This window comes from Myxacorys almedinensis A (assembly GCF_010091945.1).
GTDB classification, from domain to species: domain Bacteria; phylum Cyanobacteriota; class Cyanobacteriia; order Leptolyngbyales; family Leptolyngbyaceae; genus Myxacorys; species Myxacorys almedinensis.
The window spans coordinates 70,505-93,694 of record NZ_WVIE01000016.1 but is presented as its reverse complement, the minus strand read 5'-3'; the positions used below and the strand labels follow the sequence as shown (position 1 = coordinate 93,694).

The window sequence follows — 23,190 nt, the reverse complement described above, 5'->3', positions numbered from 1 at the left end:
AAGCGGTTTGTTGGCATGGATCGAATGTAGCAAAGGTGGCACTGTTTCGATTCCGGGAGTCTATGGTGGATGATTGGATAAAGTTCCATTTGGGGCGGCGTTTAGTAAAGGCTTGACGCTCAAAATGGGTCAGACTCACGTTCACCGATACCTGCGTCCTCTGCTAGAACGGGTTCAGAATGGCGAAATTGCTCCGTCCTTGATAATTGGTAATGTTGTTTTGATTGAACACAAAGCTTTACATATTTACCTCAGTTTTGGGCTGCGATCGCAGGTGCAAGTTACCAGGAGCGATCGCAGCGAAAAAGCTAAATTTTTAGGTCAATGCCCTGAGTATAAATCTTTGTTTTCAAGGGACGCACCATTTGTGCATCAAAACGCTACGCCCTAGACTTGGAAGCCGCAATTAAACATGAAGTTGTGTTGTTGTTGGAGTTGTTTGAAGCAGATGCTGACCGAGGCGGCGCGCGAGTGCCAGGATGGTGAAGGTAGGTGAGTATGACGAACCGATTGGAAACACCGCCGAACCAGCCACATAGAGATTGTCGGTACCGAACACTCGACAATTCGTATCAACGACACCCTCTTCGGGTCTGCTAGCCATACGAGTGGTACCCATGTGGTGGGCTGCGTCAGTCATTGTCTCCAAGCTAGGCGGATTGTCCTCGAAGTCAAGAGTTCCAAGCCCGACCTGTGCAAACCGCTGCGTCAAGAGTTGTAGCGTCTTCGCCATCGAACGCCGATCATGATCGGTGAAGCACCAATCGACCTCCAACTTGCGTTGTCCTAGTGCGTCGTATTCCGTTCCTAGCTTAATGCGACTGTCCTTATAGGGAACCTGCTCGGTCGCAAACAGGACTCGGTAGGTAGCAACTGTGCCATTATCGTCTTGGCAAGCAGGACGGCGTCGCCAGGTTCGCCACAGGCGATCCGTTCGCTTCTCATAGATCGGCTTCAGGTTCACGATATGCTCAAGCAACTCTTGCTCTCGCTGGGTTGCGTTATCAAGCGCAAAGCATACACAGAAACGTGGTTTTGGGTCGTGTTGCATCTCGCGGGCATATTGTCGCGTTAAAGGGCCTGGCTGTAGTCTTCCAGTAGGGTGTTTAGGATGGTCACTATAAAAGCGACCGACGAGGTCGTGTGCATTGCCGATTCCACTAGGGAGTTGACCGCTTGAGGCCAGTAGGAGGCGCGCGGTTTCAAATGCCCCAGTTGCAATGATAACTGCGTCGCCTTCGACCATAAGTTCTCGCCCTTCGAGGGAGCGGCAAACAACTGCGGTCACGCGTTGACAGGAATCGTCGAGTCTTAACTCTGTTGCGGTCGCGCCCAGCACGACGTGCAAGTTTTTTGAGCGGCGCATCTCTTCACCAAAGCGTACCGCCGTGCGCGTGGGTGTTTGCTCCCAGTAAAAGCTGCTCATTTTCAAACCGCCTGTGGCGAGCTTTGCTTGAAGAGCCGTAATTTCAGGACGTATGGCTTCTGCCTCTAAATCACCGAAGCCGTAATCTTTTGCTGCCGAACGGTAGTGCTCCAAAAGATCAGCGAAGTTTACTGGCCAGCTACTGTTGGCAATCCAAGGTCTACCCTCAAACTCTAAGGGCTGTAAGTATTTCCACTTGCCTGTCCAGATGTTACTTGTACCACCGAACTGACGCACGCGACTGACTCCACGTAACTCGCGTGGCAGGTATTGATGGTAGTACGAGTCTGGATTGAGTTCGCGATGGCGTTTACCAAGAAAGATCACATCGTTTAATGCCTGGATTGATGGGTCGAATTGATCGCGCCCGCTTTCGACAAGCACTACCTCTCGACCATGACGCGCAAGGTACATTGCCACCTCAGCACCTGCGATCCCAGAGCCGAGTACAACCACCTGCCCCCGCAGCTTTGTTTGCTCACCCATTTCGAGAATATCGGTAATCATATGACCTCCATCTGTTAGAGTCTCCAATGGTTGAAAGATTCGCAGTTAAAAATTTACCGCTCCCTGTCCTCGAACTAAGACTAGCCTACTAAATGTAGCCATCTTTTTAAGACAGGTCACATGCATTACCCACCCTACCGAAGGTACCAAAAACCCTACGGCTATTTATACCAATCATTGAACCTATAAGCGTAATTCCATTAGAAAATCGCGCCATAGTGGAAGCTTCAAGAGTTTTTCTTGATATAAATTTGTACACAAATAGTAGACTGGGCACATGAACATTACGGTTTGAATTGATGATTGTTTAAATAACTCTCATCAAAATCTTTTCATACAAAGTTTATTTAGAGAGCGCAGTTAGGTTGATAAAGCTGTAAAGAATGCCAACTATACTCATGTTTTTAATGGAAAAGTTGTTAGTGTGATCACCATTTACAGTAATTGATGAATCCTGAATTTCAGTATCAAAAAATACCAGAGTTAACTCAGTAGGCGTAGTTAACCTAAAGACCTTCCTAGCTTCTCTTCTTCCTGGAAAGGGCAACCGAACTTTTGCTTACTCTTCTTGGGGAGAGGGCTAAGGTGAGGGCAACCCAAGGCGTCTCCTGTTTAATTAAGTCCCTTTACCAGAAGACCACTTCAGCTTTAACTCACACTTGATGAGGACACAGCACTTCCTGGTAGAAGAATTGAGCTATTAAAATAGTTCTTTGTAATGTAATCAATCTTCATCTGACAAATGCTGTATCGCCGCTTTGGACGCACTAATCTTCAGATGCCCGTCTTCTCGTGCGGAGGAATGCGCTATCAATATAAATGGCAAGATGTGCCCGATCGCGAAATTCCTGCTGATAACCAAGCTAATCTGGAAGCCACAGTTCGCCGCGCCTTTGATCTAGGCATTCATCACATCGAAACGGCACGCGGTTATGGCTCCTCAGAACAGCAACTCGGCAAAATTCTCCCCGCGCTCCCCCGCGAGAGACTGATTGCTCAAACCAAGATTTCACCGAAAGAAAATCCTAAAGAATTTTTGCAAATCTTTGAGCGATCGCTGAGTCTTCTCAAGCTCGATTATGTTGACTTACTCGGCATTCATGGCGTGAACACCGATCAACATCTGGAATGGTCGAAGGGATGCCTTGATGTTGTTCGTAGGTTGCAAGCGCAAGGCAAAGTTCGATTTGTCGGGTTCTCAACCCACGGCTCGACAGAGACGATTGTGCGGGCGATCGAGACGAATCAGTTCGATTACGTAAACCTGCACTGGTACTATATCAACCAGCAAAATTGGGCCGCGATCGCAGCCGCCCAACGCCATGATATGGGCATCTTTATCATCAGCCCGTCTAACAAGGGGGGAAATCTGTTTGCTCCACCTCAACGGCTCGTTGATCTATGCGCGCCCCTCAGCCCGCTTGTGTTTAACGACTTGTTTTGCCTGAGTCATCCGCCAGTGCAGACCCTCAGCATTGGTGCATCTTGTCCGACTGATTTTGATGAGCATCTAAAAACGCTGCCTCTCCTCGATCGGGCGGATGAAATCTTACCGCCAATTCTCAAACGGTTGGAAGACGCCGCGATCGCACGATTGGGCAAAGATTGGTACTTTAACTGGCAAACTGGGCTTCCCACCATTGATGAAACGCCAGGACGGTTGAATCTTTCGGCAGTGTTGTGGCTGCGAAACCTAGCGATCGCTTACGACCTGGTAGACTACGCCAAGATGCGATACAACCTTTTAGGTCAAGCTGATCATTGGTTTCCGGGTGCCCGGATCGACCAAATTGATCTCGACCTCTTGCGCCCCTGTCTAAACAACAGCCCCTTTGCTGACAAAATTTTAGAGGTGTTGCGCGAAACTCATAAACTGCTAGGCGGCGAAGCAGTGAAACGGCTCTCTCAGCAATAGTCCTGACCTGACGTGCATTAATTAATCATTAATCCTCTTGGCATTTTTTCTTTACAAAATTAGAAAAATCCGCTTCATGCTTTATCCTAATCAAGAAGTACTCGTCGCCTCAAATGCGACAAAGTATTCAACCGATCGCCCGCGAAGCAGAGGTTCTTGCTAAAGTAAGAAGATCTCATTTGATCAGTCCTTCCACTGACCCCATAGCTTGTGATTGCGATCTACCCTGGAAGCTTTGACCCGATTACCTTTGGGCACCTCGACATTATTAAACGAGGGGCACATATTTGCGATCGCGTCATCGTTGCCGTGCTTCGCAATCCCACCAAAACTCCGCTCTTCACCGTCGAAGAACGGCTCGACCAGATTCGGTTAGCCACCCAATCACTGCCCAATGTTGAGGTAGACAGTTTTGCAGGATTAACCGTTACCTACGCTCAGATGCGCGGCGCAACGGTTCTCCTGAGAGGTCTTCGAGCCGTCTCAGACTTCGAGATGGAGTTGCAAATGGCGCACACCAATAAAACCCTGTCTACTCAACTAGAGACTGTCTTTTTGGCCACCTCAAACGAGTATAGTTTTCTCAGTAGTAGTGTCGTCAAAGAGATCGCCCGCTTTGGAGGTCCCATCGACCACCTGGTTCCCAAACACGTTGCCGAAAGTATATACCGATGTTACGCCAAGACTCATCCAGTATCAGCCCTGACGGAATCCACACCCAAAGCGGCGGTCGAGCCGCCCATGCGGATGCTGCACGAGTAGGCAGCGTAGACATCCAACGGGAGCTTAATCGGATGGAGGAACTGATCCTCGACAGTCCGAGAATTCCGCTCTCGCGCCGCACCATGGTCGATGAAGAACAGCTTCTCGATCAGCTTGATCTCATTCGCCTCAGTCTGCCAGAGGCGTTTCATGAGGCAGAAGAGATTGTCCACCAAAAAGATGCCATTTTAGATCAAGCAGAGCAGTATGCCCAAGAAGTCGTGGAAGCGGCAGAACATCGAGCGGCTCAGATCATGAACGAGTCAGGCATTTTGCGCCAAGCAGAGATGGAAGCGCAGCAGATTCGCCAGCAGGTGCAACAAGAGTGCGAAGCCGTGCAGCAACAAACGATCGCAGAAATTGAGCGGACTCGGCGGCAAGCGCAACAAGATCTTGAAGAGATGCGGCGCATCTCGATCGAGGAGAGTGAAGAAATTCAGGCAGGAGCCGATCGCTACGCCGATCGCGTGTTGCGAGACATGGAAGCGCAGATGGGCGAGATGCTGAGAATCGTCCGCAATGGGCGGCAGCAGTTGCAAATTAATCAGCCCCAAGCTCAGGCTAAGCCCCAAGTTCAGGTTCAAGTACCGCGCTCAAAAGAAGGCAATCCGAGCGTCGGACGACCCGCGCCAAAATCAGGAGAACGCAAGAATTAAGTAATCTTTTTTTATAAAAAACTTCTCCCCCACGAGAGCGAAAGCATCTGTGATCTCTTCGCTTACCTCTCTCTTTGGAAACGAATAACTCGATGCATAAGTCTGTCTTTTTATCAATGGATTTTTAGAAAGAGTTACTTATTCTGAGCGTAATTCAGTTCTTCATGATGAAGAATGAAGCAACTCTCTTGACCTACTCTCTTAACCCACGCTTTTGACCCACAGGTAACTTGCTCATGAACAGCCTTCCCTCCTCAGCCGCTGCGTTTATAGCGTCGCTCAAGCTGGGCATCTGGATTCTTTGCATTCCAGCATGGCTTTTTGGCATCGTCGAACGAGGAGCAACCGCCATAGCAGATCACTTCCTCTCGATCGCGGATGTGATTCAAATTTTGATTGCTGCCTTCTTTCTCGTATGCTGGCTGCTTCTCAAACCCGATCTCAAACCCAAAAAGCATCGCAGTGTCACAGAGCAATAGCATTTTTTGTGGGTATGACTACGTTCTCTTAAGCTAGGAGGCACAAACAATGAAAGGACAAATGTGTTGGTTAGCAAGTTTTGGCGATGTCAATAAAATCCTTCATCTACGAGACGCTCCCCATCAGCCCTGGAAGCCTTATACCTCATCGGTACACCGCGTTCCTGACCTTCAGATTAAGGGAGCATCTAAGGGTTGGACAACCTATCAAAAGCTTTACAAAGCAGGCTGGACGCTGGTTCCTACTGCTCAAGCCTATTCCCTAAGCAGTGCCCAACCTGCTGCGGTTTCAGGCTAAGTCTTGCCCCGGAGAGGAGAGGGCAAACGCTAAACTATCGTTGTTACCCCATCAAAGACGATCGCTATTTGGCGCGATCGCGGCTGCCCCATTTTTTAGGATTTCATCTTAGATTTTAGTTGGAAGTAACAGCTTCGTTGCTTCGCATCAGAGCTAAAATGGATACCTATGGATAATAGCGAAGTCATCACTCTCCTCTCTCGCCGAGAGATTGAAAAAATGCGCCGAGCCGGACAGCTTGCCGCACAACTTTTACAGCATCTTGATCAATTTGTTGCCCCTGGTGTTAGCACGTTAGAACTCAACGACGAGGCAGAACGCTGGACACAAGCCCATGGCGCGAAAAGTGCGCCGTTGGGTTATAAGGGCTTTCCAAAATCGATCTGCACTAGCGTTAACGAAGTGGTGTGTCATGGCATTCCCAACGCGAAGCAAATTCTTAGAGATGGCGACATTATTAATATCGATGTCACCTTAATTGTGGATGGCTATCACGGCGATACCTCTAAAATGTATTTTGTTGGAGAACCTCTTGCGATCGCACGTCGGCTGGTTGAGGTTACGGATAAATGTCGCCAGCTTGGCATTGAGCAAGTGAAACCTGGGGCGCGACTGGGCGACATTGGCGCAGCGATTCAAGATTACGCAGAGTCGCAAGGGTTTTCTGTGGTTCGCGATTTTGTAGGGCACGGCATCAGCAATATTTTTCACACGGCTCCCCAGGTGGCTCACTATGGCACGTATGGGACGGGTAAGAAACTGCGTCCGGGCATGGTGTTTACGATCGAGCCAATGATTAACGAGGGCACTTATGAAGTAGAAGTCCTCAAAGATAAGTGGACGGCTGTCACAAAAGATCGGCAGCTTTCGGCTCAGTGCGAGCATACGATCGCTGTTACTGATTCCGGCTATGAAATTCTCACGCTGCCGTAAAAGTCCCCGTTCTGCGCCTTGTTCGTAGAATTCTCCACCCCGCAATTCGTCCCTACGCAAGAACACCAACTTGGGATCAAGGGTTCTTGGACGGGGTGCAAAGGAGTACCCGTAGCTTTGTCCGAACCTCAGCTTGCAGATATTGTTTTTGAAACGATCGCCACTGTTGCCACGCCTGATTTCTATCGTAGTCAAGCTGCGCCCAGAGGATAGGGCAGGCTGTCTGCGGATCGTCATCTAGCTGAGACTCAAGAAAATCATTCAAGATAACGCTGTCTTGAATTTCGCCCAACGCATCTTGAATTTCCTTAAATTCGTTAACCTGTGCCGCATAATCGTCGCCATACAACTCAACAAATAGATCCGTCTGGTAGCGAACTTGCTTCATCTTTTTTCGCAGATCATGGAGACTATGCCCCTGCTGCGTCAGTAGAGATCGAAGCTTGTCATCGCTGAGGAAATCGAACGAAACGTGCCCTGATTTAATGTGCGTTCCGAACAGCCATGCGGGATGGAGAAAGACACTGCTGATCAGAGGCAGCAGGAGATCAGCTAGGACATGCTGAATTGGCAGAGCAGCAATGTCGCTGTATTCAGGCGAATGTAACCAGTCTTCAAATCCTGCTTTAAACTTGTCATATTTGCTGGAATGTAGTGTTTTTTCGAGCGTCTCAAACTTTTGCGATCGCTCTTTTTTGGCGTGCTTGAGGATGCGATCGCGGGTTTTTCGCTCGGTTTTAGACAGGGCATCATTCCCATGCAATTTTGCTTCTAAGATATCTAGATCTCTGACATCGCCTAAAACGTGGGCAAATTTCTGAATCTGCTTAACATCAGTTGATTTGGGCAAACAGAGGGCAAAATCGAAAACGTGTAGGGCAGTTCGCAGACGTCGCAACCCAACCCGCATTTGGTGCAACGGTTCTGGATCGCGATCGGTTAAAACATCCGCTTCGTGTTTAATTGATTTCTGATAGTGTTTTTGAACTGCTGCATAAGCAAAGTCACCTAGCGTTGTTTCTTTTACTCGCGGCTGTGTAGAAATTGCCATGACAAATCGCTGTTGTGTTGTTTGAGAAACCATGAGATTTCTCCTATTTCTTGCATCATAACTGAATCTAGTCACGAACTTATCTAACGCTTGACATACTCACGACAGCGAATCGTACCTTCGTATGCTGAAATAAATTTAGCGCTCCTTGCCTACTGCGATCGCTAGATCGAAAACCTGAGTCAAACAACTAAAGCCGAAACAAACAGTCAGAACAACAGAGCCGATCATCTAATCGGCGGGTTGAGGGAGCTATATGCAACGAGTAGTATTCTGCGATTTTGATGGCACGATTACCATTGAAGAAACCTTCGTCGCTACGTTAAAGCGATTTACACCCGATCTGGCAACTCAGCTACTGCCCGAAATCTCCGCCAAGCGGGTAACGCTGCGCGAAGGGGTTCGACGCTTGTTAGAATCCATTCCGTCGGAACGATATCCTGACATGATCGAATCTATTCAACAACAACCGATTCACTCAGGGTTGCCAGAATTTCTCGATTTCTTAGAAGATCAGAAGATTCCGTTTGTGATTATTTCCGGCGGACTGCGGGACATGGTGGAATCGGTCGTGCAGCCCTTTTTGCCGCAAATCGCAGCAATTCATGCTGTCGAGGTAGAGACCCGAGACGAATATTTACAGCCCCATTCAGCGTGGGAAAGCGATACCGAACTGGTGGCAAAAGCAAGAATTATGACAAAGTATCAAGCTGACGAAGCGATCGCCATTGGCGACTCAATCACCGATCTCAATTTGGCCTTAGCTGCGCCGATTGTTTTTGCTCGTCCCCCATTAAGCCGCTATTTAGATGAACACCATAAGCCCTACCATCTTTGGAACGATTTTACCGACGTGCAGAGGCAGTTGGCAGCGCGGCTTCAAGCCTCAGATCGTTCCTTTAAACAATCCCTGCGGTCGCACCAATAGCACCAAGACCATGATCAAAAGCGCAACGCCTTGTTTATATTCTGGACGCAGCACATAAGTGCTCAATTCTTGGGCAATGCCGATTGTCAGTGCCCCTGCGATCGCGCCGTAAGGATTACCAATACCGCCTAAAATCACCGCCGCAAATAATGGCAAAATTAAGAACCACCCCATGTTGGGGCGTACTACCTCGATCAAGCCCAACATGCTGCCGCTCAATGCCGTAAAGACTCCTGTGATTACCCACGTCCAGAGCACGACGCGCTCCACATTAATGCCCGTCACTCGTGCCAGATCAATATCATCTGCAACGGCTCGCATCGCTTTGCCAATTTTTGTATTTTGCAATAGATAGTGCAACGCCGCGATCGCCGCGATCGCCATGCCAATCACCAACAGTTTGTAGAACGGAATCAACAATCCTGCCATCGGGATGGCGCGAGTAACCGGGAGATCATACCGTTGATTACCGCCGCCCCAAATCAAGATAATGCCGTTGCGAAGAAACAGTGCCAACCCAATCGAGATGATAATTAGGGTGGTAGAGTTAGCGCGTTTTGCCCGCATAGGCGACCACAACAGTTTTTCACTCACAAATACAGCGCCCACCGTTGCGATCGCTGAGCCTGCCATTGCCAGCCAAATGTTTAGCCCTGCCGCATTCAACAGGAGGGTAAAATAGGCTCCCAGAGTCATAAAGTCCCCGTGGGCAAAGTTTGATAAGCGCAAAATTCCGTAGGTGAGCGTCAGCCCCACAGAAGACAATGCAATGATGCTACCGACTGAAAGTCCGTTAACGATAAGCTGAGCGATTTGAGTGAAATCCATTCAGGCGTCCATAGATCTATCGCTCTGATTGTGCATGAATTGAGAAAATTTGAAAAGAGATGCGGCGCAAAGCTTTAAAATAAAAAAGCAGTCCCTACCCGGTTTGGACTGCCCTTGTGTTAGACGATGAGCTTCTCAATCTGCTTGTATGATGCCTTAACGTTGCAAGAAGGCACATCATCCCAGAGAAAGATGCCGCTGGTAATTCTTAAGTTGTGGTACACCAGTTAAGGGTGACTACTAGTGTCATATTAGACCAATTTGTTGAGATCGGTTGGATGATTGCATCTATAGTTTCGATCGCTCTTTCCAAGAGTGGGCGGCAAGTGCGATCGCACTGGGGTAAATCCGGTGCTCCTGTACGTGAATGCGGCTTTGTAGCGTTTCTGCTGTATCGGTAGGTAGAACCGGAACCGCCGCCTGCATAATAATTTCTCCGCTATCAACGTCTGAAACCACCCCATGAACCGTGCATCCTGTAATCTTGACGCCTGCGGCTAAGGCTTGTTCCACCGCGCGATGTCCTTTAAAACTGGGTAATAAGCTGGGATGGATATTGAGAATGCGATTTGGAAAGGCATTAATGAGCACGGGGGTGACAATCCGCATCCATCCCGCCATTACCAACCACTCAATCTCATGCTGCCGCAGCGTTTGTACGATCGCATGATCCAACTGTTCGCGGCTGTCAAACACTCGGTGGTTGAGCAACACGCTCGGCACATCAAACCGTTTGGCGCGCTCCACCACGGTTGCCCCCGGATTGTTGTAAATCAGAACCTGAAGTTGGGCATTGAGGCATCGATCGGCGATCGCTTGGGCAATGGCTTCAAAGTTGCTCCCACTGCCCGACGCCATGATGCCCAACTTTAAGGGGGCACCCGGTTGAGGAATAGACGACCCAGGAGGCGACACCAATGAATCTGATAACAGAGAGGTATTCATCTAAGAGCGAGGCCCAATTCGAGAAATAAACTGCACTAGAATAACGCTAATTCAACTCAATCTTTTACGCTTCATGCCTTCCGATTCTTTTAAGAACACTCCGTCAGATGGTCGGCTCTCGCGGCTGTTGGATCGTGATGCGATCTCGGCTTGGCTATTTTTGTTACCTGCCTTAAGTCTGCTGAGTCTATTTGTGCTCTATCCCATCGGCTATCTCTGCTATCTCAGCTTTACGAGTGGCAGCTTTACCCGCGAAGGGGTGCATTGGGTCGGGTTGCGAAATTATTGGCGGTTGTTCCTCAGCCCTGATTTTTGGCAAGTGTTGGGCAACACCGGTTATTTCACCGTTGCAACACTGATTCCCAGCGTGCTCATTCCGCTTGCCCTTGCCGTACTGCTCGATCGAGCCATAGCCCTGAGAGGATGGCTCCGCGCCGCTTACTTTATTCCGTCGATCACCTCGTTGGTGGCGGCAGGGCTAGGGTTTCGGTGGCTGTTTCAAACGGATGGAGCAATCAACGCAGGGCTAACCCTCTTCGGCATCGCGCCGATTCCGTGGTTGCAAGATACCACTTGGGCAATGCCTGTTCTGATTTTGCTGAGCATTTGGAAGCAGCTTGGCTTTAACATGGTGGTCTTTCTAGCAGGGCTGCAAACGATCCCAACCAGTCGTTACGAAGCTGCCGAACTTGATGGAGCCGGGGCTTGGCAAAAATTTTGGCATATCACCCTACCCGGATTGCGCCCAACTTTAATTTTTGCAGCAGTCACAACGGCGATCTTTACCCTCCGTAGCTTTGAGCAGGTCTACGTGATCACCGGCGGAGGACCGCTCAACTCAACAAATTTGATGGTGTATTACATTTATGAGCAGGCTTTTGCCCAGTTCGATTTTGGCTACGCTGCCGCCGCTGCGACCCTATTGCTGATAGCTGCGATCGCGCTCGTCTATTGGCAACTCAAAGCCACCGAAGAAACCGAGTAGTTTTCCTGATCTCCGTCGAAAACGCGATGAACGTTTCCCAAGAACTCCCGGTTTCCAGGTCAGCCTCCCCTAATCGACTTGAGGAAACGTCCGTCTAAATTCGTCGATCAAATCATCCATCTCTTCTAGCGCTTGATTGACATCAATTCGCAGCGTCCCCAAGTCGGGTTGCTCTAGCAGGCGCAGCAGCGAGTCTCGCTTGCTCTCAATCAACCGAATCCGTTCTTTGATCATTTCTGTGTCCATAGTCTCTGCCTCAACACTAGTTAGAACTAGAATATTTCCAATTATTAAGCGCTATTTCATTCTAATCAGATGTGGAGAGCATGGGCGTCTGACAAACCACTTGTTTTTAGCCCCAAAACGGCTCTAATACCCAATTGATTTTTCACTGCGACAAGATCCCCCCTGCCTACGGCATCCCCCCTTGGTCAGGAGGGACTTTCCGGCTCCCCTCTTGACTAAGGAGGGGTTGGGGGAGGTCGCAGGTCTGTAGCATTTACAGATTAATTTGGTATAAGTATATTCGCTTCAAAAAATAGCAAGATTCACACAAAAGCTTTACGGAGATCGTGAATCGAAGTCCGGGATGGGGATAGATTAGGTTGTACACAATCAATGGCGTCTTCAATCTGCTATTGCGTTATGGGAAAAAAAACGAGTCGTCCATTTTTATTAATGGCTGTGATGTGCAGTGCGGTGGGTGTTGTGTTAGGCGGAACATCAAGCTGGGCAGAGAGCAATCAGTGTTTGCAGCAAGAAGTCGTCACCAATCAATGCCTGGTTCAAGATCCAGCGACCAAGACTGTTGAAGGGATGGGAACGGGCTTGTTAGCGGGTATGGGGGCAGCGATCGGGGCTATGTGGTCTTACAAAAGCAAGAAATAGACCCACACTCTTTATGGGATCTACTCTTTATGGGATCTACGTCTCTATGTGGTCTTACAAAAGCAAGAAATAGACCCACAATTTGGAGGGCGAGGAGGAGGTGATCATCTCTCCTTCTTGGGTTGGGGTCTATGCCAGATCTTAAGAGTTACCTAGAGTTGAATTTTGCCTAAAATTCGTAAGCGCGATCGCTGACCCAAAGCCGAAGCGGAACCGCATTACCCTGGGCATCTACCTTAATTTCAACCACCGACGATTGCTTTCGCTGACTCTCTACGATCGCGGTGTTTACTTCATCGCGCCGCGTTTCGGGTAAGTAGTAGGTGCTGAGTCCATAATCAACCTGTCCATATTGCACTTTGCCTTTGAGCGCAACTTGGTTATCGGGTAGAGCGTCTGGGCGATCGCGGCTCACCCGTATCGGTTTCCAAGCTGCCGGACGCCCTGATGTTTGAGCAGCAGGTCTTTGCAAAATTACGTAGAGTATTGGAGTTTCCTGCGCGATCGCACCTCCTGGCAGTTTTTTCAGGGTATTTACAGTAGAAATATCGTAGCCCAAGGTTTGCGAATAACCCCGCAGCAAGTCGTAGGGGTCAATGGGTGCAGTTTGCAAGACAACCGTTCGTCCGGTCAGGTGGGTATAAACGGCTTGGGCAGGTACGGCGGCAATGAGTGCCAGTTGCACGAGGAGAGGAATCCAAAATCGTCGAGATCGCAACGGTTGGAGAGTCATAGGAAGTACAGGAAGTTAAAGACAAGAGTGAGGTCTGAGAGAGCAAAAATCGTCGGAGGTCATGAGGCAGAAGACCATCGAGTCGATCGCAGCTTATTCTTCACCGTTGGCAGATACGGGATTCAACGTCCGGACATATCGCTCGAACCAGAGACCTGCCCCAATCACACCCACACCACAGAGAACGAACGCCAACGCTTTAAGCAGCAAGCCCGTGTCATATTCCAGCATGCGGCTAAAGATTTGCAAAATGAGCAACACAATCCCAAACCAAAAGGCAGATCGATCAGCGATCGCCACGCTTTCCCGCACCACCCCAATTGCCAGAACCGCCATCAGCACATTGAAGACAAACGGCGCAACAACGGGCAATGACTGCACCTGAATGTCCCAAAAAATGACCAAGGCAGTGATGCCAATAAATAGAAGAACGGCGCTGGTATTGACATTGAGATAAAATCGACCGGAACGAGTCCGGGCAAACCTCAGCAGGTAAAGCCACTGCGCGATCGCCACACTTCCCAAAATGGCAACATTTAACTGCGATCGCCACTCTAAAGGGGTTCTCAGGATATACAGCCAACTATTGTCATTCCAGATCCATCCAAACGATAGCCAGAAAAACGCTCCACCCAGGTATGCGATCGCCAACCGCCGAGCAATCGGTTGAAAGGGTCGCACCAAAGACGCTGAACGCTCTCCAGTTGGCTCTGCTGCCGTCCTCCGAAAGATCCGACTCCACAGCGTATCGTCGTAGCTCCACAGCAACGCTGCCGGAAGCACCGCTACCACCGCAGAAAACAACCCCGATTGGCTGCTAGAAAGGTTAAACGGATTGCTGATCAGCGAGACAGCCACTGCGATCGCGAGCACCGTAAACAGAGCCTTTGAGCGGCACCAATAGGCCAAAGGCAGAAACAGCACGCTGATCAGAATCGGCATCTGCTGCACCAGAAAACTCAACAGCGACCCATCCTCGCGTTGCCCTATTTGCATATAGTCCATCCAGCCATGCCAGTAGCCAATGACAATCAACACAATTGCCAACGTTCCCAACGAGGTCAACCGTAGACTGTATGCCATGACCAAGACGCCCAACCCCCAAAGCAGGAACAACCCATAGGAAGAGCCGCCAATGTGAAACATCTGCGCCATAAGCGCCATGTTTGCTCCTAAAATTAACCCTCCGAGCAGTAAAAGCATCTGACCCAAGCGAGACTGCCAGCGCTCTTGCGGAGCTTGGCTTTGCCAGTTTTGTGGAGACGTTTGGCTTGGCTCGCTGGTCGGTTGCCTCCAGAGGAAAAAGCCTGCCCCACTGACGCCGATAAACGTGCCCAGCAACAGCGCCACTCTGACTAGACGAGGAATATCTTGCCAATTTGCTGCCACAAATGTAATTACACCCAAGCCAATCAAGACGCTACCCAGCCCCAGCAGAACCAGGGTGAACCGATTTTTGGCTTGTGTATCTAGATGGTCAAAGCGATAGCGATCGCTCAATTGCTGAAATTGTGTCCCGTTGATCAATCCCTCCGATCGCCAACGTTGTGCTTCCTGACGAAGCTGATATCGAAACTTTTCAGAAGACATAAAACAGGACTCCCTAACTCAATAGGAGTTGGATGAAGCGAAACCGCAAGACTACGGAAGTTACCTTTAACTTCGCATAAACCGTTTGGAGCAAGTATCAAATTATGCCACCTGCTTAACTGGTAGCCGATCGACTTTCAGCTTCTACGTGCCCTTTTTTCAAAAATATGTAGAATTGGATACCAAGCGTCACCGAAAGACATAAATTATCAGCGTAGAAATATCTGATGTTCTCGTTATCTGTAGACTCCCGTAAAAATCCTAGTGTCAAATTGTTAAAAACTTGGTAATTTCCTTACAACCCATCCGCCTTTTATCCCTTATCCTTTTATCCCTTATAAAGACACGCCTCATTAAAAAAATGGCTATTTTTTAGCACAAGTTTCTCAATCCCTTTACCTGTGAACCCTTGATATGACGTCCCTGATCGCTTCTGCCCCTTCTCTCTATAGCCTCGTAGCTGACTCAGCCGCGTCACCTTCGGCTCTGCAAATCAGCCCGGTGACGTTTAAATCGTTGATGAACAGCTTATTAGATGTGCTGGTTGAAGAACAAATCCCTGCCCAAATTTGGGCAAAGCTGCCTCGCGGGGACGCCTGGCAAATCGAACTCGATCGCTATATCAAACTCGCTGATGTCGCGCAAGGCGTCTACTTGTTTAAGAACCAACGAGATGAAGCCTTGGAAGATTCTCTCAGTGCCAATCACAAATCGCTATCGGGCAGCGTAGATGGTGGGACTCAAACGATCTCAAACCAGCCATTGCTTCATCCATCGTCTCCTATATCAATTCAACTTGCCGCAGATAGCCCCCTGCGACGGGAGTATTTTCTGCTCATCTGGTCGGCGCAGTTTTGCGGAGTATTGGTTGCTCACCGCTCAAAAATCGTTGTCCCGTCTAAGGCAGATGATCTGCAAACAACCTTCGTGCCAGAAGAGGATGCAACCGAAAAGCGACCGTCGCTCATGACCTTTTTAGCCCTAGAGCAAGCAACCACACGACGGGCAATTAGTGCGTTGCCGATCTCTATCGACCCTGCTCTAGAATCGTTCTCTAGCCGATGGGAGGCTGCCCTCGCTAAGGTTCAGCCTGTTCAAGCGAGTTCGCCCTTTCTTGAGCAACTTCTGATCCGCCAAGTTCAGCGCCAAGAAGACCTGTGGCAACGCGGCAGTCATTATCGCCGCCAAGCCGAACTGGCAAATCTTCTACAGCTTCAAAATGAAGAGTTAGTGAGTGCGATTCGGCTAAAAGATGAGTTTGTGCATACGGTGGGGCAGGAACTCCGGACGCCGCTGACGACGATGAAAACAGCGATCACGCTACTCAATTCTCCTAGCTTAAAACTGCCTCAACGCCAACGCTACATGGATTTGCTTGTGAAAGAGTGCGATCGCCAGACTGCCCTGATCAGCAGCTTACTGGATCTCGTCAGTCTTGATCAGATGGCAGATCAAGCAAGTATTCAAGCCTTGAAACTGATGGATATTGTGCCTGGCGTGGTCAGCACCTACCAACCTTTAGCAGAAGAGAAAGGCGTGCGGTTGGCGTATACCGTGCCCGAACATTTACCCGCGATCGCATGTCTCAACACCTGGCTCAAACAAATCGTAATTCACCTGCTGCACAATGGCATCAAGTTTACGCCCAGAGGTGGGCAGGTCTGGGTGAGAGCCAAACAGCAAGATGACTTTGTTCATCTCGAATTTAAAGACACGGGCATTGGAATTCCGACCAATGAGATCCCCAGAATCTTTGATCGGTTTTACCGGGTGCGGCAAGTCGTAGAAGATGAAATCGATGGGGCAGGGTTGGGGCTAACGGTTGTACAGCAACTCCTGATCCACTGCGGCGGATCAATTTCGGTAAAAAGCCGAATGGGGGAAGGGTCTGTTTTTACAGTTTTGTTACCCATCTACAAAGTCACGGTAGAGCGCGATTAGAAAAATGAGCTATTGCCCCCAATGACTAGAGAGATTGAAATAGAGGGGTGTAGGGCTTTACCCTCAGCCAAGGGTTTACCCCTGCACCCCATCCTCACCTAGATAGCGGTTGCTATAAGATTAAAGGGAATCTGCTCTTCCTCAGACGAGAACCGAAACCGTTTCGTTCGCGTTTTCTAAACGCTCATTCCCAATCTATGTCTTCGATTATTTCAGTTAATGTTGACCAAATTAACGCTTTGGATTTATCGCCTGCCATTCGCGCGATCGCACCGTTGCTCCCTCAGATCAAAGACTACGAGCAGCAAATCGAGTTTGCGATCACCTATCCCCTAGAACCTGACGATCCACGAGAGTTGCCGGAGGTTCCAGAGGTGAGGCTTTGGTTTATTCGCCTAGACGCGCTCTATCCATGGCTACCTTTTGTGCTGAACTGGAAATCTGGAGAATTTGCCCGGTACACAGCTATGCTGGTGCCCCATCAGTTTTCAAAAGAGGGCATCCAATTTAACCCAGAAGCCCTGGAAATTTATGTGATGCATAAAACGTTTGTCTTGCTCAATTGGTTCAAGGATTTGGGCATCGAAAGCCCGTCTCGCCTCAAAGCCATGACGCAACTGTTGGGCTACGAGCTAGACGATGGGTTTTTCGAGATGTTAAGTCATCCGTGAAGTCGGCAGAGAGAGTTGGCAAGAGAGGGTACAATGCTCCCCTAGCGAGAGTACGTTTGCATTAGGGTCTGCGATCGCAGCAATTCTAAACTTGCTCTTTTTTGTCGTCTGATTTAACGGCTGACTCTACGATGCTTGAGCTTCCTACTCCCCCATCCCCGCCACCCAAACGCGCTGGCATTCCCGACCAACGCTGGAATCTGCTACCCGTTCAAACAAAACAAGCCTTAGCCTTAGCTCAAGCGACCCAGGTGTCGCCGCTGCTTGCCCAAGTGCTGCTCAACCGAGGACTTGATAGGCCAGAGGCAGCGCAGGCTTTTCTCGATCCCGACTCTCAAACGTTGCCGTCTCCCCTAGAAGACTTTCCCGATCTGCCCCTCAGCTTGGAGTTGCTGATCAATGCGATTCATGACCGTCAAGCGATCGCGATTTGTGGCGATTATGATGCAGACGGCATGACCAGCACAGCCCTTCTCCTCCGGGCATTACGCTCTCTCGGCGCACGGGTAGACTACGCCATTCCGAGCCGCATGAACGAAGGCTACGGCATTAACGAGCGGATCATCGAAGAATTTCACAGCGAAGGCGTTGGTCTGATTCTCACCGTCGATAATGGCATCGCCGCGCATCGACCGATTGAGCGTGCTCGCGAATTAGGATTGACCGTGATCATTACAGATCATCACGATTTACCGCCCATCTTGCCCAACGCCAACGCCATCCTCAATCCCAAGCTGATTGCTGAAACGTCGCCTTATCGCACCATGGCAGGCGTTGGCGTTGCCTATGTTTTGGCAATGAGCTTAGCTCAAAGTTTTGGGAGCTTAGCTCAGGGTTTTGGGCAGACGCAAGACCTACAAAATACGCTGCTAGAGCTATTTACGCTAGGTACGATCGCTGATCTCGCGCCGCTTACAGGGGTGAATCGCCGATGGGTGCGTCGAGGCTTACAGCGCCTACCAAAATCCGAGATAGAGGGAATTCAGGCGTTAATTCAAGTGGCAGGTTTAAGCGGCGAGAAAAACCTGAAACCAGAAGCGATCGGGTTTCGCTTGGGGCCTCGAATTAATGCGGTTGGTCGCTTGGCTGATCCACAAATTGTAATTGAGTTATTAATTACTGATGATCATGGCGTTGCTTTGGAACGGGCAATGCAATGTGAACAGATTAATAAACATCGCCAACAGCTATGTGAAAGTATTGAGAAAGAAGCTATTAACGCTTACGAAAATAGTTCTATTAATGCAAAAGAAGATCATGTGTTGCTTTTAGTGCAACCGGAGTGGCATCACGGCGTGATTGGCATTGTTGCATCCCGGTTAGTCGAACGATATGGAGTTCCGGTGTTTATTGGAACTTATGAAGATGAACAGCAAGAACATATTCGTGGATCGGCTCGAAGTATTCCGGAATTCAATGTGTTTGAAGCGTTAGAATTCACTAAAGATTTGCTCCTTCGACATGGTGGGCATAGAGCAGCAGGCGGATTTTCGTTTGAGGGCGCGCAGCTTGACGACGTGCGATCGCGCCTCCGACAATTTGCCCATCAATGCCTGAAACCCGAACACCTGAGACCGTTGGTAACTATCGATGCTCAGGCTAATCTGGCTCAGCTTGACTTTGATCTGCACGCTCAGCTTGACGCGCTCCACCCTTGCGGGATGGAAAATCCTAACCCAGTATTCTGGACGCCCAATGTTCGGATCAGCGATCAAAAACTGATGGGCAAAGGGCATCTCAAGTTTATGGTCAGTCAGGAGGATGCCAGCACCCCATCTCCTCGAAAGATTCAAGCGATCGCATGGCGTTGGGGAGAATATTATCCGTTACCCAAGAGTTTAGATATTGCCTATCGGCTACAAACCAATGAATGGAACGGCGACATCTCGATCCAGTTAGAAGTTGTCGGCGTCAGATTACCCCAGCAGTTTAATGCTGAGACCGAATTTCTGTTTGAGCAGCGTCCCTATACCTGCATCATGCAAGAGCGGGGCAACTTGAAAGAATTAAGAATCCGCAATGCTAGAGGTGAAATTTTAGCAATTCAAAAGGGGCAAAAGATCGGGACGCTGAGCAAGAACAATCATCCACCTCAAGAGACCGATGTTTCTCAGCAGCCCTACTACGATCTGATCAGAACTGCCCTCGACGCCTTAGATCGCGTACCATCTCAGACATCATAAATAATTAGCAGGTTCAACAGGAACGTTTTACGGGCGCTCACAGGGTATCGCAGATGCCGCTCGCTTGGTAGCGTTTCTGTCTGTGATTCAGGCTAGCCTTTCCAATGTATGACAGTATAATGGCGCTCAACTACGACGATGATGAGGAGCTCATGAGGAGGTAGCCAAGCAGACCTTAGATCTGACCAGGATCTGACTGGTTCTAAGCAAGCTGGCTCCCCTTTGCCCCTGCACCTTTGGTTCTGGTAAGTAAATGATGATGAGAACTCTGCTGCATCGCTTAACCTGGATAGCTACGATCGTGGCAGTATTTCTATGGATGCCAGCCGCAGATGCTCACCCTTTGGGCAATTTCACCATCAATCACTACGCAGGCGTGCACGTTGCACACGATGGGGCAGTGGAGATGGAATATATTCTGGATATGGCTGAGATTCCAGCGTTTCAGGAAATTAACCAGATGGATGGCAACCACAACCGCAACGCTGAACCTGCGGAAACGGTTAACTACCCCGATCGCAAATGTCGCGAGGTTAATTCTCAGTTGCGGATGCAGGTTAACCACCAGCCGTTGGCACTGTCACTCAACACGGCGAGCGTTGAATTTCCTCCAGGTATGGGCGGCTTAGCGACCCTGCGTTTAACCTGCGGCTTTCGGAGCGAGAGTAGTCGCGCGATCGCAAACGGCAGCCCATCAGTCGAGGCAAATCAATTGATTGAATTTGAAGATAATGTCTACCCTCAGCGTTTGGGCTGGCGCGAGGTTGTGGTCACAGCCGCAGATCATGGTTCCCTCAAAAGCAATGCCTCTGCTTCTAGCATCACAAAACGCTTGACTGAGTATCCCAACGAGTTTCCCAGTCATCTCCTAGATCAACGACGCGCCTCTTTTGAGATCAATCCGTCTCTGCCGTCTCAATCGACCGTGCAAGCAGCTACACCATCGGAGCGCTTAAGGCAGGTGTGGATAGGCAGAAACAACGATGCTTTCACGCGCTTGGTTACGTCAGAAGAATACGATTTTTCTGCACTCTTGTTGGCGCTAGCGATCGCGTTTGTGTGGGGTGGCTTGCACGCGTTGTCCCCAGGGCATGGCAAAACCGTAGTGGGTGCTTATCTGGTGGGATCGCGTAGCAAAGCGCATCATGCTCTGTTTCTGGGGCTAACCATAACGCTGACTCATACCGCAGGGATCTTTGCCCTAGGGCTGGTGATGCTTGGCACGTCTCAGTTTATGCTGACCGAGCAACTGTACCCCTGGCTAAGTGGACTGTCTGGAATGCTGATGACCGGAATCGGAGTGAATCTGGGCATCAATCAATTGCGTCGTTCTCAAGTCTTGCCGTGGATACGCAGACAGGGCGAGGCTAACCATGCCCGTGGTGGTAGTCGGGATCAAGCTGCTCATGACCACAGCCATGAGCAACTCACTCTTCACCATCCCCAGCACGCCCATATCCCCGATCGCGACACCCCGATCCATCCCTGTGATCTCGATCATCCCGATGACCTCATTCATGGGCACAAGACTCATTCTCATTTGCCACTGGGGGCTGATGCTGGCATCACCTGGTCTAGCATTCTAGCGCTGGGAATTTCAGGCGGGCTATTGCCCTGTCCCTCAGCCTTAGTGGTATTGCTGAGTGCGATCGCGCTAGGTCGGGTAGGTTTTGGGCTTGTTTTAGTGTCCGCGTTCAGTTTGGGCTTAGCCGCCGTACTGACTGGAGTCGGACTGCTGCTGGTTTACGCTAAGGATTTATTTGAACGGCTGCCTCTTCAAACACCCCAAAGCAACTTGGTTCCAGCCGCGAGTGCCTTGTTGATCACTCTGGTTGGTTTAGGCATCACAACGAAGGCTTTGTTGGGTCATACGCTATAACCATTCATTTCAAAGCTTTTGCCATTGGCTCATATGTGTGACTAAAAGCTTTAGTTGTTAAGGGTCTTAGCTTGTCAAGCAATAATCTGTTGCGTATATTCCGAAGTCAGCTTTCTGGGTTTGCCGAAACTTTACCTCTGTACAGGCTTCTGTAAAGCTTATGTATGAGCAACAGTTGTACTTGAATATACCTATATACTAGCCACAACATAGCGATTGCACTGTGCGGTACTTAAAGACTTATTTGGGTTCATTCAAAGGGTAAAGAGCGGCTCTGGATATTCGCCTTTAGGTGAAATAGCCTCCTTAGAATAAAAATCCTGCGAACTATTAACCTCAATTGTTACTTGGGAGGAGAAACTGGTGCGGTATCATATCGTTTTAAATCACCCATTTGAACTCGACAAAATTGCCCAAGATGCGGATAATGATCGGCGTCCGAGGCACTGTATGTCGGATTCAGCCCTACTTCTGGATGCAACCATTCATCTACCAGGACATGATCCTGTTTCCATTGCTGATAAAGTGTGCTCAAAATTGGTGGGGCGTCCTCAAGATTGGGCCCTAGCGCGACGCCTTGCACCTCAGTTGACTCGCGACGACGTTGTGTTTTGCATTGGGGAGACGGTTGGCTATGCGATCGCATTTCTGCGCGACCCCAAGAATGCACCAAAGCTTGTCGTCTTCATGCACAACCCCGACCGACCGAGAGCAAGATTGGCGCTAAAAACGTTTGGTCTCAAGCATCGGATTGATGTGTTTATGACTAATACAGCCTGCAAAGCTGAGTTTCTAAAAGATTATTTGCAGTTGCCCCCTGAGCGAGTCTCTTTGTTTTTAGAGCAGCACACAGATATTCGGTTCTTTACGCCAAGTCAGTCCTTATCAACCGAAAAGAAACGTCCTTTAATTGGAAGCGGTGGTCTAGAAAGCCGAGACTATCACACCCTAGCGGCGGCAGTTCAAGATTTGGATGTAGATGTCCGCGTGTCAGCCGTGTCTCCCGATGCCAAAGCGTCTTCGCGCGTTATGCCTAGTGTGTTGCCAAGCAATATGGTGTGTCGCTACCACGATTTTCGGGAATTGCGTCAGCTTTACCGAGATTCTGATGTTGTGGTCATCAGCTTACAAGATCACAACTATCAGGCAGGCTTGACAACCTTGTTTGAAGCCTTCGCGTGTCGGCGACCTGTCATTATGACCCGGACTCCCGGATTGGTTGAAGATCTGATTGATCAAGGGTATATGATCGGCGTAAAGCCCAATGACCCGACCGGAATGAAAGCCGCGATCGCAGACCTGCTCGATCACCCTGAGAAGGCTGAAGCTCTTGCCCAAAAAGGCTACGACTTTGTGATGAATCAACACAACCACAATGTCTTTATTCATGCATTTGCTAATGCGCTAACGTCTCGTTTTGGGGTTCCTTCCCGCTCCTCAGTAGCTCCTGTAGAGATTCCTGCCTTAGGTAAGATTGCTACTGCTGTTGAGTCTTAGCTTCTAGAAAGAGTCCCACAGCACGGTAGGTAATGTGGATCGTTATACTCCACTCCTACTCCCCTGAGTTTAACTTGGGGGAGTATTTGGTTTAT

At 49.4% G+C, this 23,190-nt stretch carries 22 protein-coding genes; 15 read left to right on the top strand and 7 right to left on the bottom strand.

From position 1 onward, the window contains the following. Window positions 1-73 precede the first annotated feature (73 nt). Entirely contained in the window at window positions 74-391 is a 318-nt protein-coding gene (locus GS601_RS22945; protein ID WP_202925098.1) for a hypothetical protein, read from the top strand. A 15-nt stretch (window positions 392-406) separates the two neighbouring features. On the opposite strand, the gene GS601_RS14590 is transcribed toward GS601_RS22945, so the two are convergent. Beyond that, window positions 407-1,933: an FAD-dependent oxidoreductase gene (locus tag GS601_RS14590; RefSeq protein WP_162424023.1), complete on the bottom strand. Its 1,527-nt coding sequence runs from the start codon at window positions 1,931-1,933 to the stop codon at window positions 407-409. A gap of 742 nt (window positions 1,934-2,675) precedes the next feature. Between GS601_RS14590 and GS601_RS14585 the strand changes: the two genes are divergently transcribed. The 6 genes from GS601_RS14585 to map all read left to right on the top strand — a co-directional run bounded on the left by GS601_RS14585 (window position 2,676) and on the right by map (window position 6,976). Beyond that, window positions 2,676-3,848, top strand: a complete 1,173-nt coding sequence (locus tag GS601_RS14585; protein ID WP_162424022.1) for an aldo/keto reductase — start codon at window positions 2,676-2,678, stop codon at window positions 3,846-3,848. A 210-nt stretch (window positions 3,849-4,058) separates the two neighbouring features. Further along, complete coding sequence (coaD, locus tag GS601_RS14580; RefSeq protein WP_162424021.1) at window positions 4,059-4,610, top strand: pantetheine-phosphate adenylyltransferase; 552 nt, start codon at window positions 4,059-4,061, stop codon at window positions 4,608-4,610. Then, complete coding sequence (locus tag GS601_RS14575; protein WP_238393273.1) at window positions 4,520-5,266, top strand: ATP synthase subunit B family protein; 747 nt, start codon at window positions 4,520-4,522, stop codon at window positions 5,264-5,266. Before coaD ends, GS601_RS14575 begins: the two co-directional genes overlap by 91 nt. 236 nt (window positions 5,267-5,502) lie before the next feature. Beyond that, entirely contained in the window at window positions 5,503-5,745 is a 243-nt protein-coding gene (locus tag GS601_RS14570) for a hypothetical protein (protein ID WP_162424020.1), read from the top strand. Between the two features lie 49 nt (window positions 5,746-5,794). Beyond that, on the top strand, window positions 5,795-6,043 hold the full coding sequence (locus tag GS601_RS14565) for a hypothetical protein (protein ID WP_162424019.1): 249 nt from the start codon (window positions 5,795-5,797) through the stop codon (window positions 6,041-6,043). Between the two features lie 168 nt (window positions 6,044-6,211). After that, a complete protein-coding gene (gene map, locus GS601_RS14560; RefSeq protein WP_162424018.1) occupies window positions 6,212-6,976 on the top strand; it encodes a type I methionyl aminopeptidase in 765 nt (254 codons plus the stop codon). A gap of 76 nt (window positions 6,977-7,052) precedes the next feature. Here the strand turns inward: map and GS601_RS14555 are convergent, their stop codons facing one another. Continuing rightward, window positions 7,053-8,060: a CHAD domain-containing protein gene (locus GS601_RS14555; RefSeq protein WP_162424017.1), complete on the bottom strand. Its 1,008-nt coding sequence runs from the start codon at window positions 8,058-8,060 to the stop codon at window positions 7,053-7,055. 223 nt (window positions 8,061-8,283) lie between these two features. Between GS601_RS14555 and GS601_RS14550 the strand changes: the two genes are divergently transcribed. After that, window positions 8,284-8,955 carry an HAD-IB family phosphatase gene (locus GS601_RS14550; protein ID WP_162424016.1) on the top strand — a complete coding sequence of 224 codons (672 nt, stop codon included), beginning with the start codon at window positions 8,284-8,286 and terminating at the stop codon, window positions 8,953-8,955. On the opposite strand, the gene GS601_RS14545 is transcribed toward GS601_RS14550, so the two are convergent. After that, window positions 8,914-9,783, bottom strand: a complete 870-nt coding sequence (locus GS601_RS14545) for a branched-chain amino acid ABC transporter permease (RefSeq protein ID WP_162424015.1) — start codon at window positions 9,781-9,783, stop codon at window positions 8,914-8,916. The two genes, GS601_RS14550 and GS601_RS14545, sit on opposite strands and share 42 nt — an antisense overlap. A 288-nt stretch (window positions 9,784-10,071) precedes the next feature. Next, entirely contained in the window at window positions 10,072-10,728 is a 657-nt protein-coding gene (purN, locus tag GS601_RS14540; RefSeq protein WP_162424014.1) for a phosphoribosylglycinamide formyltransferase, read from the bottom strand. A 73-nt stretch (window positions 10,729-10,801) separates the two neighbouring features. On the opposite strand from purN, the gene GS601_RS14535 reads away from it, so the two are divergent. Further along, window positions 10,802-11,713, top strand: a complete 912-nt coding sequence (locus tag GS601_RS14535) for a carbohydrate ABC transporter permease (RefSeq protein ID WP_162424013.1) — start codon at window positions 10,802-10,804, stop codon at window positions 11,711-11,713. Window positions 11,714-11,782: 69 nt separating this feature from the next. Here GS601_RS14535 and GS601_RS22940 read toward each other — a convergent pair whose 3' ends face one another. After that, complete coding sequence (locus GS601_RS22940) at window positions 11,783-11,959, bottom strand: hypothetical protein (RefSeq protein ID WP_202925097.1); 177 nt, start codon at window positions 11,957-11,959, stop codon at window positions 11,783-11,785. Between the two features lie 372 nt (window positions 11,960-12,331). On the opposite strand from GS601_RS22940, the gene GS601_RS14530 reads away from it, so the two are divergent. Then, window positions 12,332-12,601 (top strand): hypothetical protein, encoded by a 270-nt coding sequence (locus GS601_RS14530; protein ID WP_238393272.1) that lies wholly within the window; start codon window positions 12,332-12,334, stop codon window positions 12,599-12,601. A 169-nt stretch (window positions 12,602-12,770) separates the two neighbouring features. Here the strand turns inward: GS601_RS14530 and GS601_RS14525 are convergent, their stop codons facing one another. Next, window positions 12,771-13,334, bottom strand: coding sequence for a GDYXXLXY domain-containing protein (locus tag GS601_RS14525; RefSeq protein WP_162424011.1), 564 nt, complete (start codon window positions 13,332-13,334; stop codon window positions 12,771-12,773). A gap of 93 nt (window positions 13,335-13,427) precedes the next feature. After that, entirely contained in the window at window positions 13,428-14,924 is a 1,497-nt protein-coding gene (locus GS601_RS14520; protein ID WP_162424010.1) for a DUF2157 domain-containing protein, read from the bottom strand. A gap of 414 nt (window positions 14,925-15,338) precedes the next feature. On the opposite strand from GS601_RS14520, the gene GS601_RS14515 reads away from it, so the two are divergent. From GS601_RS14515 to GS601_RS23780, 5 genes are all read left to right on the top strand, one after another. Next, window positions 15,339-16,865 (top strand): DICT sensory domain-containing protein, encoded by a 1,527-nt coding sequence (locus GS601_RS14515; protein ID WP_162424009.1) that lies wholly within the window; start codon window positions 15,339-15,341, stop codon window positions 16,863-16,865. Between the two features lie 197 nt (window positions 16,866-17,062). Continuing rightward, a complete protein-coding gene (locus GS601_RS14510; protein WP_162424008.1) occupies window positions 17,063-17,536 on the top strand; it encodes a CRR6 family NdhI maturation factor in 474 nt (157 codons plus the stop codon). Window positions 17,537-17,667: 131 nt separating this feature from the next. Then, window positions 17,668-19,719, top strand: a complete 2,052-nt coding sequence (gene recJ, locus GS601_RS14505; protein WP_162424007.1) for a single-stranded-DNA-specific exonuclease RecJ — start codon at window positions 17,668-17,670, stop codon at window positions 19,717-19,719. Between the two features lie 253 nt (window positions 19,720-19,972). Continuing rightward, window positions 19,973-21,598 (top strand): nickel/cobalt transporter, encoded by a 1,626-nt coding sequence (locus GS601_RS14500; protein WP_202925096.1) that lies wholly within the window; start codon window positions 19,973-19,975, stop codon window positions 21,596-21,598. A 363-nt stretch (window positions 21,599-21,961) separates the two neighbouring features. After that, on the top strand, window positions 21,962-23,095 hold the full coding sequence (locus tag GS601_RS23780; protein WP_162424006.1) for a glycosyltransferase: 1,134 nt from the start codon (window positions 21,962-21,964) through the stop codon (window positions 23,093-23,095). Window positions 23,096-23,190: the final 95 nt, after the last annotated feature.

Coding starts and splice junctions, on each gene's coding strand:
- GS601_RS14525 (WP_162424011.1), bottom strand. CDS start 13,334: ATGACTCTCCAACCGTTGCGATCTCGACGATTTTGGATTCCTCTCCTC.
- GS601_RS14570 (WP_162424020.1), top strand. CDS start 5,503: ATGAACAGCCTTCCCTCCTCAGCCGCTGCGTTTATAGCGTCGCTCAAG.
- GS601_RS14575 (WP_238393273.1), top strand. CDS start 4,520: ATGTTACGCCAAGACTCATCCAGTATCAGCCCTGACGGAATCCACACC.
- purN (WP_162424014.1), bottom strand. CDS start 10,728: ATGAATACCTCTCTGTTATCAGATTCATTGGTGTCGCCTCCTGGGTCG.
- GS601_RS14565 (WP_162424019.1), top strand. CDS start 5,795: ATGAAAGGACAAATGTGTTGGTTAGCAAGTTTTGGCGATGTCAATAAA.
- GS601_RS14585 (WP_162424022.1), top strand. CDS start 2,676: ATGCTGTATCGCCGCTTTGGACGCACTAATCTTCAGATGCCCGTCTTC.
- GS601_RS14555 (WP_162424017.1), bottom strand. CDS start 8,060: ATGGTTTCTCAAACAACACAACAGCGATTTGTCATGGCAATTTCTACA.
- GS601_RS14510 (WP_162424008.1), top strand. CDS start 17,063: ATGTCTTCGATTATTTCAGTTAATGTTGACCAAATTAACGCTTTGGAT.
- GS601_RS14590 (WP_162424023.1), bottom strand. CDS start 1,933: ATGATTACCGATATTCTCGAAATGGGTGAGCAAACAAAGCTGCGGGGG.
- map (WP_162424018.1), top strand. CDS start 6,212: ATGGATAATAGCGAAGTCATCACTCTCCTCTCTCGCCGAGAGATTGAA.
- GS601_RS14515 (WP_162424009.1), top strand. CDS start 15,339: ATGACGTCCCTGATCGCTTCTGCCCCTTCTCTCTATAGCCTCGTAGCT.
- GS601_RS14530 (WP_238393272.1), top strand. CDS start 12,332: ATGGCGTCTTCAATCTGCTATTGCGTTATGGGAAAAAAAACGAGTCGT.
- GS601_RS14535 (WP_162424013.1), top strand. CDS start 10,802: ATGCCTTCCGATTCTTTTAAGAACACTCCGTCAGATGGTCGGCTCTCG.
- GS601_RS14500 (WP_202925096.1), top strand. CDS start 19,973: ATGATGATGAGAACTCTGCTGCATCGCTTAACCTGGATAGCTACGATC.
- GS601_RS22940 (WP_202925097.1), bottom strand. CDS start 11,959: ATGGACACAGAAATGATCAAAGAACGGATTCGGTTGATTGAGAGCAAG.
- GS601_RS14520 (WP_162424010.1), bottom strand. CDS start 14,924: ATGTCTTCTGAAAAGTTTCGATATCAGCTTCGTCAGGAAGCACAACGT.
- GS601_RS14545 (WP_162424015.1), bottom strand. CDS start 9,783: ATGGATTTCACTCAAATCGCTCAGCTTATCGTTAACGGACTTTCAGTC.
- GS601_RS14550 (WP_162424016.1), top strand. CDS start 8,284: ATGCAACGAGTAGTATTCTGCGATTTTGATGGCACGATTACCATTGAA.
- recJ (WP_162424007.1), top strand. CDS start 17,668: ATGCTTGAGCTTCCTACTCCCCCATCCCCGCCACCCAAACGCGCTGGC.